Origin of the sequence: Bacillus sp. 103mf, assembly GCF_900116295.1 — a bacterium.
Taxonomy (GTDB): Bacteria; Bacillota; Bacilli; order Bacillales; family Bacillaceae_G; genus Bacillus_A; species Bacillus_A bruguierae.
The window spans coordinates 35,461-46,911 of record NZ_FPAF01000013.1; the positions used below are offsets into that span (position 1 = coordinate 35,461).

General features: G+C 38.7%; 9 protein-coding genes and 1 pseudogene. All 10 read right to left on the reverse strand.

Translation table 11 applies throughout. The annotated features are described in order from the left end of the window. Positions 1–73: 73 nt before the first annotated feature. Positions 74–1,087, reverse strand: a complete 1,014-nt coding sequence (locus tag BM350_RS20710) for a stage II sporulation protein SpoIIQ (protein ID WP_090917836.1) — start codon at positions 1,085–1,087, stop codon at positions 74–76. Positions 1,088–1,249: 162 nt separating this feature from the next. Beyond that, positions 1,250–1,957, reverse strand: coding sequence for an ABC transporter permease (locus tag BM350_RS20715; RefSeq protein ID WP_090917834.1), 708 nt, complete (start codon positions 1,955–1,957; stop codon positions 1,250–1,252). After that, positions 1,957–2,799, reverse strand: a complete 843-nt coding sequence (locus BM350_RS20720) for an ABC transporter ATP-binding protein (protein ID WP_090917832.1) — start codon at positions 2,797–2,799, stop codon at positions 1,957–1,959. The genes BM350_RS20715 and BM350_RS20720 overlap by 1 nt, the downstream gene beginning before the upstream one ends. Before the next feature lie 222 nt (positions 2,800–3,021). Further along, entirely contained in the window at positions 3,022–4,029 is a 1,008-nt protein-coding gene (locus BM350_RS20725; RefSeq protein WP_090917830.1) for a LytTR family transcriptional regulator DNA-binding domain-containing protein, read from the reverse strand. Positions 4,030–4,218: 189 nt separating this feature from the next. Beyond that, a pseudogene (locus BM350_RS20730) lies at positions 4,219–5,828 on the reverse strand (long-chain fatty acid--CoA ligase). A gap of 397 nt (positions 5,829–6,225) precedes the next feature. After that, on the reverse strand, positions 6,226–7,248 hold the full coding sequence (spoIID, locus tag BM350_RS20735; RefSeq protein WP_090917828.1) for a stage II sporulation protein D: 1,023 nt from the start codon (positions 7,246–7,248) through the stop codon (positions 6,226–6,228). Between the two features lie 200 nt (positions 7,249–7,448). After that, on the reverse strand, positions 7,449–8,753 hold the full coding sequence (gene murA, locus BM350_RS20740) for a UDP-N-acetylglucosamine 1-carboxyvinyltransferase (RefSeq protein WP_090917827.1): 1,305 nt from the start codon (positions 8,751–8,753) through the stop codon (positions 7,449–7,451). A gap of 34 nt (positions 8,754–8,787) precedes the next feature. Next, the gene (locus tag BM350_RS20745) at positions 8,788–9,486 is read right to left on the reverse strand and encodes a YwmB family TATA-box binding protein (RefSeq protein WP_244548056.1); all 699 of its coding nucleotides are present in this window, start codon (positions 9,484–9,486) and stop codon (positions 8,788–8,790) included. Between the two features lie 70 nt (positions 9,487–9,556). Continuing rightward, complete coding sequence (locus BM350_RS20750; RefSeq protein WP_090917823.1) at positions 9,557–9,793, reverse strand: DUF1146 family protein; 237 nt, start codon at positions 9,791–9,793, stop codon at positions 9,557–9,559. A 134-nt stretch (positions 9,794–9,927) separates the two neighbouring features. Beyond that, positions 9,928–11,448, reverse strand: a complete 1,521-nt coding sequence (gene nuoN, locus BM350_RS20755) for an NADH-quinone oxidoreductase subunit NuoN (RefSeq protein WP_280141405.1) — start codon at positions 11,446–11,448, stop codon at positions 9,928–9,930. Positions 11,449–11,451 lie beyond the last annotated feature (3 nt).

Here is an 11,451-nt window from a genome sequence, read left to right on the forward strand (position 1 = left end):
TTAGAGATACATTTTATTTTTATATAAAAATAAAACCATCAACTCTCGCATAAAGAGTTGATGGTTTTGTATATTACTCTGCTTGCTCAGGAGAAGATGTATTTTCGTTCTCTGTTGAGCTATTTGTTGATTTTTCTTCTTTTTTCTTGTCATCAGCTGAGCCGCTTGTTGATTTTTCTTCTTTTTGCTTATCTTCAGCTGAACCGTTTGTTGATTTCTCTTCTTTTTGTTTATCTTCAGCTGAACCGCTTGTTGATTTCTCTTCTTTTTGTTTATCTTCAGCTGAGCCGCTTGTTGATTTTTCTTCTTTTTGCTTATCTTCGGCTGAGCCGTTTGTTGATTTCTCTTCTTTTTGCTTATCTTCAGCTGAGCCGCTTGTTGATTTCTCTTCTTTTTTCTTTTCTTGTTTTTCAACTTTAATATCCGCAACAGATTTGTCAAAGTAACGCTCTGGGTTTACAGCAACATTATCTTTACGAACTTCGAAATGAACATGATAACCTGCATCTTTATTCACTTCACTTAATCCTGCTTTCCCTAACACTTCACCTTGATTAATTTTCGCGCCTTTTTCCACTTTTACATTTCCTAAGCTTTGGTAAAACGTTGTAATACCATTGCCGTTGTCAACTGCTACAACATAGCCAAGAAGTGGATCTTTTTCCGCTTTTGTAACTGTTCCGCTTAATGCTGCTGTTACATCAAATTCTTTACCATTTTTCGCTGCGATATCGATTCCTGTATTCGCAGAGTATGTGTTGTTATAAAAAACAAGTGCTTGTTCTTGCTCCGCAGCTGCTGCCTTATCTTCGTAAAACTTCTTCTTTACAACAACTTCTGTACCATTTGCAGTTGGCATCTTCACGACTTCTGAAGATTTGATTACTGGCATTGTTGGATTTTCACCTTGACTTTGCTGCGTTGCTTCATTTTTCTCAGGCATCTTTTTCGTATTCGTTGCCTGATACCATAATGCAACTGTTAAAATGACTGCTGCACACACAATGTATAGTGTCGGGAATACCCAACGCTTTTGAAATAAATGTACTACTTTTCGAGAAGACTTCTTGTTTTCCCTCTCTCTCATTCTATCATCACCTCAGCAATCATTTTGAACAAGATTCACGCATCCTATACAACCTACAACCAATTACTTTTCGACAAAGTTTGTAAAATTATGCATAAAAAACGAAAAATTTCCGAGGAAATGATGAAAAAAGAAAAAACTGAGCGTTTTCAGCTCAGTTTTTTAGTCTAGTTGTTTCTTTTTATAGACAAAGAGAAACAGAATAAACGTAATCAAAATCCAAACGGAGATATTTATTACATTTTCACTCAATGCAGAAAAGCCTTTTCCCTCTAATGCACCTGTAATTGCATTAAAAATATGATTTGTCGGGATATGATAGAGAATTTTTTTTACAATTTCATTCTTCACAAAGAGATGCAATAAAGGCCCTGCAAAAAAAATCATCATAATTGGTGTGCCAAGCACAGAAACTTGCACTAGGTTTTTAGCTAAAAGACCAATCATTGTCCCTATTATAATAAATAGCAGTACTCCCAATAAAATAATGATCATTAATAAAAAGACATTTCCCTTTAACGTATCTAACAAAAATAAACTTATTATACTTAAAAAGAACGATAAAACCATAATTGGCAAAGACTTCCCTAAAATGACTTCTATAGGAGAAGCTGGTGATAGCATCATAACACGAAGAGTATGTTTTTCTTTTTCTTCTGCAATCAGAGTCGCTTGTGTAATTGTTGTCACCATACTCAATACCATAATAACTACAATTCCCGCTAGAAGCTCTTTCTCGCCCCTCATTTGTTGATAAAATAACGCTAAACCAAGTGGTAAAATTGCCATTAATAATACTTGTGCATTCGTTTTTAAATCTTGCATCTCTTTCCGTAAAATCGCCGAAAACCTCTTCATAGAAAATGTCATCATAATCCCCTCCCAGTTACTTCAATGAAAATATCCCCGAGCGTCGGTTCATAAGAATGAATCGATAGTAATTCACCTTTTTTCATCCATTCTGAAATACGTTTTGCTCCTAATTCATCTTTTTGCACTGTTTCTTTTTTCTTATCTTTTAACACAACTTCAATTTTATCTTTCGCGTATTGTAAACGGAGGTTTTCTGGCGTATCAAGCGCGACAATTTCCCCGCCGCATAAGAATGCGATGCGCTCGCAAAGTGTTTCTGCTTCATCCATATTGTGTGTTGTTAAGAAGATTGTTGTCCCTTCTTTATTTAAATCTCTTAAGATGTTATGAATGTTTTGAACATTTGCTGGGTCAAGCGCGGAAGTTGGTTCATCTAAGAAAAGGATATCCGGCTTATGAAGAATCGCCCTTGCTAGTGTCACACGCTGCTTCATTCCTTTTGACAGCTTTTTCACTTGTGTTTTTTTATCATCTAATAAGTTCACTTGTGCTAACACTTCATCGATTCGCTCTTTTGGACAATTGTACAAGTCACAAAATAATAGTAAGTTATCATAAATGCTAAGTCTTTCATATAAGCCGCTGTTATCTGTTAAAATGCCAATTCGTTTATAATCAATGCTTCCTGGTCCTGTAAGATCTTGCCCTAACACTTTTACCGTTCCTACACTATGAAGTAACTGAGCGGTTAAGATTTTTACAGTTGTTGTTTTTCCAGACCCACTTGGCCCAAGAAACCCGAAGATTTCTCCTTGTTTCACTTCAATATTTACATTGCGAAGCGCTGTTTTACTATCGAAGGTTTTCATCACGTCTTTCATTTCAATTGCCAACGTCATTACGTCATCCCCTTTGCTTTTCATTTATAGATGAAACTCGCTTCAGCGAATTTCGTTTGTTCGTTTCGTTTTTCTTGACTCAATCATATGAAAAACAAAGGGGCCTTGCAGTAAAATACCGGTAAAAGGAGTATTTTTACCGGTGAATGGAGCATAGTTTTAGCTCATTGAAACACCATAAGAGGCGAGTGAAATAATTATTGGGGTTAACGCAGCATACGTTTACAATCCAATTACATCTTTCAATTCATCCATTCTTCCTTTTGACAGCGGAATCGATGTTTTTCGTTCATCATCAAGAATTAAACTGTAGCTGTTTCGCGTCCATGTAATCACTTCTCGTACACGTTGTAAGTTCACGAGGTAAGAGCGGTGACACCTGAAGAATCCGAATCCTTTTAGACGCTCTTCTAATTCACTTAACGTAAGCGCGCAAATATAATCTCCATCACGCACATGAATATGTGTAATCCCATTTTGTGTTTCAATAAATTGAATTTCCATTGGATCCAATAAAATAATTTTATCGTTTACTTTTGCTGGGATACGTTCTAATTTCATTTGCGGAATCATTTCGATTACCTTTTCGTCTTCCACTTCCCCCTGTTCCTCTTGCTCGATTTCCACTTTTTTCACACCATCTTGATGTAACACATACACGTCCTCCGTTAAAGATAAAGCATCCGAAAGAAAGGCAGAAGTAATAAAAATCGCTTTTCCTGTCTCTTTTAATTTTGTAATGACATTTCGAATAATGATTGTACTTTCAATATCTAAGTTTTGTTCCGGTTCTTCCAAAATAACAAGGTCTGGATTATGTATCATACTCCTTCCAATATGAAGGCGGCGTTTCTCAGAAAAGGTTAATTCCTTTATCTTTACCTCTTTTTTATCTAGAAGACCCACAAGCTGGACAACTTCATCTACCGATAATCCATTACCATATAATCCTCGCAAAAAAGTAAAGTAATCTTTTACCGTTAAGCGTTCGTACGCCTCATCATCTAAAAAACAAAAGCCGATTCGAGAAAAAGAATGTTTCCCAAGCGGCTGTCCATCAAATAACACAGTCCCCGTCGATGCTTCTTCTTCTCCCATAATAATGCGGTGCAACGTTTTACCAATATGATTATTGCATTGCAGTACAACACACTGTCCATTCTCGATTTCTAACTGAATAGATGGCAAAACATTCGTCTTTGCCAATTGGTTCAGTTCTAATAACGCCATCCTCTCACCCCTATGTTGGTTTTTTGTTCCATTATATCAGACGTTATATGGAAATCCGTGATAAAATTCCCAATATTATAAGATTACGATTCATACGTAATGCGAGGGGAACAGATTTGCAAAACCACATCATCTATTCCTTTCACAGAAATAGGCTACCTCACATCGAGGTAGCCTGCTTTTACCTTTTTACTTCACCATATAACTCTTCAGCTGATCGCGAAGCGCTCGCTTCAAGAACTTCCCGACAGATGTTTTCGGGATTTCTTCTACAAATAAAATGTCGTCTGGCATCCACCATTTTGGAAATTGACTTTCTAATAAATCGTAGAGCTCTTCTTGATTGACCATTTCTCCTTCTTTTAAAACGACACATGCAACAGGACGCTCTTGCCATTTTTCATGTGGAACAGCAACAACAGATGCTTCTAATACTTTTTCGTGTGTCATTAAAGCGTTTTCTAAATCGACGGAAGAAATCCATTCGCCGCCGCTTTTAATCAAATCTTTTGTGCGATCAGCAATTTTAATAAAGCCTTCCGGGTCCACTGTTACGATATCGCCTGTGTGCAGCCAGCCATCTTTCATCGCTTCTTCAGTGCGTTCATCATTATAATAGCTGCCGGCAATCCATGGTCCGCGAAGGCAAAGCTCTCCCATTTCTTCACCGTCCCACTTAATCTCACCGTTTTGACCAATTACCTTCATTTCAAGGCCTGGGAATAAATAACCTTGGCGAGAACGAAGCTCATAATATTCTTCTTTCGGTAAATCACGTTGATACGATTTCGGACAGTTAATGACAACAGCCGGACTTGTTTCCGTCATTCCGTAGATTTGTCTGAACGCAATTTCATATTTTTCTTCATATGTGCGAATCATACCTTTTGGTGCTGCCGATCCGCCTGACCATATCGTACGAATGCTGCTAATATCATACGGATACTTTTCAAGCTCTTGCAGTAAACCAATCCAAATGGTCGGGACGCCAGCAGTAATCGTTACTTTCTCACGTTCAATTAACTCTGCTAAAATTTCCGAAGTAAAGTGCGGTCCTGGTAAGACAAGCTTTGTACCGAACCATGTACTTGCAAATGGAAGTCCCCACGCATTTACATGGAACATCGGAACAACAGGCATACACGTATCTGCTTCTGATATGCCCCCTCCGTCTACAAGTCCAAGCGTATACTATGGAGTGCAATACTACGATGCGTGTACACGACGCCTTTCGGTTTTCCTGTCGTCGCGGAAGTATAGCACATGCCAGCAGGTGCTTTCTCGTCTAAATCTGTTACAAATTGAAATGTTTCATCGCCTTCTTCGAGGAGTTTATCATAGTGATATGCTGGTGATAGTGTTGTATGAGGTAGTGCATCGTCATCCGTCATAATAATAAATGCTTTCACATGAGGAATTTCGTTTCGAATACTTTCTAATATAGAAACCATATCTTCATCTACGAAAATAATTTTATCGTCGGCGTGGTTAATAATGTAGGAAATGTGTTCTGCAGAAAGGCGTAAATTAATTGTATGTAATACAGCTCCGATTCCTGGAATCGCAAAATATGCTTCTAAATGGCGGTGATGATTCCAGGCAATTGTTCCTACTTTATCTCCTGTCTCAATTCCCATTTTCCTTAATACACCTGCAAGCTTTCTTGTCCGCTTTGCAATTTCTCCGTACGTTAATGTTTGAATGCGCGATGCCGTACGCGAGACAACTTCCTTTTTTGGAAAGTACTTCTCTGCCCGTTCCATCATTGCCGGAATGAGAAGCGGTACATCCATCATCATCTTACATGCCCCCTGTTATCATTGTATATATTTAAAGATACAACTGTATTATAACATGACAAACATGTGCAAAAATCAACAATCTTTCTTACCTTTTCTACAAAGTCTGACACAGAATTACAACAATTCTATTTATCCCGCATTAACGGGCAGTAATACTCCCGCCTCAAAATTCAGCGAAAGCAAAGAAGTTAGGCGGGAGATAAACTGCCCGTAAAAGCCCGATTGGTGAGGGCTGATAATCAGTGGGGGATGAAGAAAACCCCCACTGATTAAAGTTTCACTTTATTTAAGGCAATGTATTCGTATCAGGGCTACCGTTCGACACACTGTAAAGATTGTTCGATAAAACGAAACATCCATATATGAAAAAGCATAGCGCCGCCGCACTATGCTTTCACTTCTTCGCCGTCAATTTCCCCTCATACTGATTCAGCGGTGAAATTGCCACACCTTTATAATAATGCGCAACAATATCTGTATATACCTTCCCTTCCTTCGCCATTCCGTTTGCACCGTACTGGCTCATTCCAACGCCGTGACCATATCCTTTCGTTGTGATAACAATTTGATTCCCTTGCTGCTTCCACGTAAAATCAGAGGAACGTAAGCCTAATTTGTCCCTCACATCTTTTCCTGTTAATGTCTTTCCTTGAAAGTCAACTTCCTTAACGCGCTTTCCTTCTGTGCGTTCTTTAATGTTGCCAATATTTCCATTTGCTAACACTTTTACGCCAAGGCGCTTTTGAAAGTCAGCAACAGTAAAAGTTTGTTCACTCGTAAATTTTGGTGCTTGTTGATCCCAAGGACTATTTACACTTTTTAAATACGGATAGTCACTGCCCCAATAATCGGCGGCATTTTCTGTATAGCCATTGCTTGTCGAGAAAAATGACGCTGTAATCGGGCTGCCTTCATACGTTAAAACTTGTCCGGCTGTTTTTGATACCGCTTCTTCAATACGCTTCATTTTGCCTTCGTACTCTTTGCCCCACTGTTCTTTTAGCTCCGCTTTACTTTTGTACACTTGATTGTCTACCGTATCTGTTACGTCCGCTTTATTTTGAAGCCTTTGTTCACTTAACATACGCTTCACAACGAATGTACGTGCCGTTAATGCCTGTGCCTTTAATGCTTCCATTTCAAAGTTTGCCGGCATTTCTGCAGCAACAACGCCAGCAACATAGTCTTCAATTGAAACAGTTTCGGTCTTTTTTTGCTGACTGCGATACACAGATACTTGCACATCAGTTTTTGTAGGAGAGGGAGCTGGCATGTCTTGTGTGGACTTAGGAGCAGAAGGTGAATGATTCTTGCCTTCTTTAACTTTTCCAAACGGAAAAACAAGCGCGCTTGGTACAATAATCACTAACGCTACTAACAGCACTATGATGACGATAATGGGCTTTGTCGTTTTCATTATCTTCCTCCACTATGAAATTAGACTCATTTCATTCTTATGGAGTAAGACAAGCATTTAGAACACGTTCTTTTTCACCTGATTCTTATTTAAATTTTTAGAATTTTTAATGAAACAGGCATAAATATTATGTTTCTTGACTATAACAATAAGAGTACATAAAAAATAGCTTCCATGCCTTTGCATAGAAGCTATCCTTATTAAGCGTGAAGATCAGATACTTGTTGTTCTACTACTTCTTCCACTTGTTCAGTTACACGTTCAATATCTGCACCTAGTGCAGCTAACTTGCCATGGAAGTTTACATATCCGCGGTCAAGATGTTTTAATTCTGTTACGCGCGTATGACCTTCAGATACTAAACCGGCTAAGATTAACGCTGCTGCAGCACGTAAATCTGTTGCTGCTACTTCAGCGCCTTGCAGGTTACCTGGCCCATTCATAATTACAGAACGGCCTTCGATTTTAATATCTGCATTCATACGGCGGAATTCTTCCACATGCATGAAACGGTTTTCGAATACTGTTTCTGTAATCATGCTTGTGCCGTTTGCTTTCAATAATAATGCCATCATTTGTGATTGCATATCTGTTGGGAATCCTGGGTGTGGCATCGTTTTAATATCAGCCGCTTTTAACTTCTCAGGGCCGATAACGCGTACACCTTCGTTTTCCTCAATAATTGTAACACCCATTTCTTCCATTTTTGCTGTAATAGAACGTAAATGTTCTGGTACAGCATTTTCAATTAACACGTTTCCGCCTGTAATTGCTGCTGCAACCATAAATGTTCCTGCTTCAACACGATCAGGAATAATCGAATGGTTTGCACCATATAATTTATCGACACCTTCAATACGAATTGTGCCAGTTCCAGCACCGCGTACTTTTGCTCCCATTGCATTTAAGAAGTTCGCTAAGTCTACGATTTCTGGTTCTTTTGCTGCGTTTTCAAGAACTGTTGTCCCTTCTGCTAATACAGCGGCAGACATAATGTTTTCTGTTGCCCCTACACTTGGGAAATCTAAGTAAATTTTCGCACCAGTTAACTTACCGTCTACATATGCTTCAACAAATCCATTACCAACCTTTACTTTTGCTCCCATTGCTTCAAAGCCTTTTAAATGTTGGTCAATTGGACGTGAACCGATTGCACATCCGCCAGGAAGTGCAATACGTGCACGACCATTACGTGCTAAAAGCGGCCCCATTACAAGAACGGACGCGCGCATTTTACGTACATATTCAAACGGTGCTTCGATGTTTAATTCTTTTGATGCATCAATTGTTACTTCATTGTTTGCAAAAGATACTTCTGCATTCAAATGACGTAATACCTCATTAATTGTGTATACATCTGATAATTCTGGTACTTCAGATAGTACATTCTTTCCATCACTCGCTAATAGGGCTGCAGCGATTATAGGTAATACAGCGTTTTTTGCGCCCTCTACGCGCACTGTGCCGTTTAACCGCTTTCCGCCACGGACGATGATCTTTTCCAAGTTATTCCCCTCCGTGTCCTTTTTTCACATCTATTCAATACTCAGAAGTTATGATCGGTGTGCCAACCACAATTGTATTCTTGTTGTTTGTAGAACGTATTGCTATTTGCACATTGATTTTCTCTTTATTTGTTGAAAGAGCGTCATTCCATTTTTTATTATATGCGGAGACTGACACAAATGCTCTTTCTTCTACTTTTTCAATCATTTTTACTGAAAGATCTTTCAAAACTTCATTTACTTTATCTTGCAAAACACCTTCAATCTTATCATTGAGCGCCCCTTGAATACAAGTATAAATTTTTGGTTTTTTATCAAAAATTTGATTCATTTTATTAATATATTTAGGATTCCATTTTGCTCCGCTCACTTCATATATAATGAAAGTGTTTTCTTTAGTATTTTCCATTGTCCACGTAACTACCAGTCTTTCTTCATAAGAAGAAGATTTTTTTTGTGCAGTTGCTTTGTAGCCATCTTTAGATTGCTCAATTTCCCATTCTTCTACATTTGCACGTTCCTTCAGTTGCTTTAGTAACTCTTCAAACGTATGTATATTTGAAATTGTCTTCGTTTCCCTTGCTAACCAAGACCAACGCTGAACATCAGCACCGTTCTTCTCTAAAACAGCTATCATGCTCTCCATTTTTTCCTGGTCGCTCACAGGTTTCATCTCTCTATATCCAGCTAAAAATACAACCACACTCACGATAATCAACATCATGGCTTGCATTTTTTTCACGTTCATCCCCTCCTAGTCCCCATTGTTGACGGAGAAGGATGGTTCTATACGTTGTACTTTTTTACTTTACAAGGTACGTTAAACTCTTTGAATAGCCTAAATAATCAAGGAGAAAATTACTTACAGATGCACCGATGGCAATCGTTACAAAAATAAGAAGCACCTTCATTTGCAGTACTTTTCCCGGCTTCATTAAGCGTTCTAGGTGAAGACCTTGCAGTGCCCACCACGTAATGGTAATAAACAGTAAATGCGACACAATTGCAATGAGTGCTTGTTGCCCTAAAATTTGTGCCATAACAAATCGACCCCTTTTATCCTGCTCTAACGGGCAACTCCCCGTATGAACCAGACTGCTTACTACTTATGTAGTAAAAGAAAATTCACCAAAATAAAAAGTGCAGAGTTTATGCTCTACACTTTCAATTTGTACTATTGTACCATATTCCCAAGAAAGAAGAAATCTTTCATAAGCGGAAAATAATTATAAAAGAAATTGTAACCGCCGGCTGGTAATATCCCGAGCACAACTGTTGCAATTGCGCAAAGGCTTACAACGATTTTCAAGTTAACCGGAAGAACGATACGCTCGTCACTTTCTGCCCGGCGAAAAAACATTTGCTGCAAGATGCGAAAATAGTAGATGAATGAGATAACCGTTGTTCCCATCATTATCGATGCTAGCACGTAATGAGCTGGCTGGGCGATAAAGGCCCCTAAAAAGATGTTAATTTTCCCGATAAATCCAGCTGTCCCAGGAATACCAGCAAGTGACAAAATAAAAATTGTCATCATGATTGCAGCAAACGGTGATCGTTTATATAAACCAGCAAAAGCAGATATATTTTCTTGCCCCGTTCGTAAAATTATTCCGTGGATAATTGCAAATGCTCCGATATTCATCAGTACATAAGCAAACATATAAAACCACATACTATCCAGAAGAAATGGCGACATCGCAACAAGCGGTACGAGTAAATAACCAGCATGTGCCACTCCTGAATACGCAAGCATTCGTTTTATACTATGCTGCTTTAAAGCAACGCTATTCCCAACAATCATCGTTACACTTGCAAGAACGGCAATATAGATGCTCATATTGCTAAATAGTGATGCCGCCCCATTTTGCACAGGAATAGCTGCGAAAATGACTAAAAAAATGCGAACAATCATTACAAATCCAGCAATTTTCGATACGGTTCCTAACAATGCCGTAACAGGCGTTACTGCTCCTTCATACACATCAGGTGCCCACATATGAAATGGGACAGTCGCAATTTTAAAAGACAAACCGATAAAAAGCAGGATAAACGCAAGTGACAACAACAGTTGTATATCGCCGCTCACACCTTGCATAAATAAACGCTGCATATCCAAAATATTTGTTGAACCTGTCAGTCCGTACAGATAACTCATTCCAAACAACGTAATTGCCGTAGAAATACCACCGTTTATTACATACTTCATTGCCGCTTCATTCGAAGCTTTATTCTTCTTACGAATACCGACTAAAATGTACGAAGACAATGACAATAATTCAAGACCGATAAACAGTGTAATAAGATCACTGCTAGATGCCATAAACATCGCACCAAGAAGTGCTGTTAAAAATAAGTAATAATACTCTCCCAGGTCTTCAATCGGCTGCTTATCATCATCTTCTACCGCAAGAAGTAATACAAGAATGCCGCCGAGCAATAAGAGCGTTTTAAATGCTTTTGAAAATCCGTCTAATACAAAAGATCCATCTAAAATCTCTCCAGCCGGTGCACCGTACAATGTAACAAGCGCCACAAGTGCGAGTATGACCACACCAATTGCCCCGTACGATAAATTCCGGCGCTCAAACGTTTGTTTTGCAAACAAATCAAGAAGTGATAGAAGAATAGCCCCGCCAAGCAGGATGAATTCCGGCGTCATTAGATGCCATGATAAGTCTAGTAATGTTTTCATATC

Coding starts and splice junctions, on each gene's coding strand:
- BM350_RS20710 (WP_090917836.1), bottom strand. CDS start 1,087: ATGAGAGAGAGGGAAAACAAGAAGTCTTCTCGAAAAGTAGTACATTTA.
- BM350_RS20745 (WP_244548056.1), bottom strand. CDS start 9,486: ATGCAAGCCATGATGTTGATTATCGTGAGTGTGGTTGTATTTTTAGCT.
- spoIID (WP_090917828.1), bottom strand. CDS start 7,248: ATGAAAACGACAAAGCCCATTATCGTCATCATAGTGCTGTTAGTAGCG.
- BM350_RS20720 (WP_090917832.1), bottom strand. CDS start 2,799: ATGACGTTGGCAATTGAAATGAAAGACGTGATGAAAACCTTCGATAGT.
- BM350_RS20725 (WP_090917830.1), bottom strand. CDS start 4,029: ATGGCGTTATTAGAACTGAACCAATTGGCAAAGACGAATGTTTTGCCA.
- BM350_RS20715 (WP_090917834.1), bottom strand. CDS start 1,957: ATGACATTTTCTATGAAGAGGTTTTCGGCGATTTTACGGAAAGAGATG.
- BM350_RS20750 (WP_090917823.1), bottom strand. CDS start 9,793: ATGGCACAAATTTTAGGGCAACAAGCACTCATTGCAATTGTGTCGCAT.
- nuoN (WP_280141405.1), bottom strand. CDS start 11,448: ATGAAAACATTACTAGACTTATCATGGCATCTAATGACGCCGGAATTC.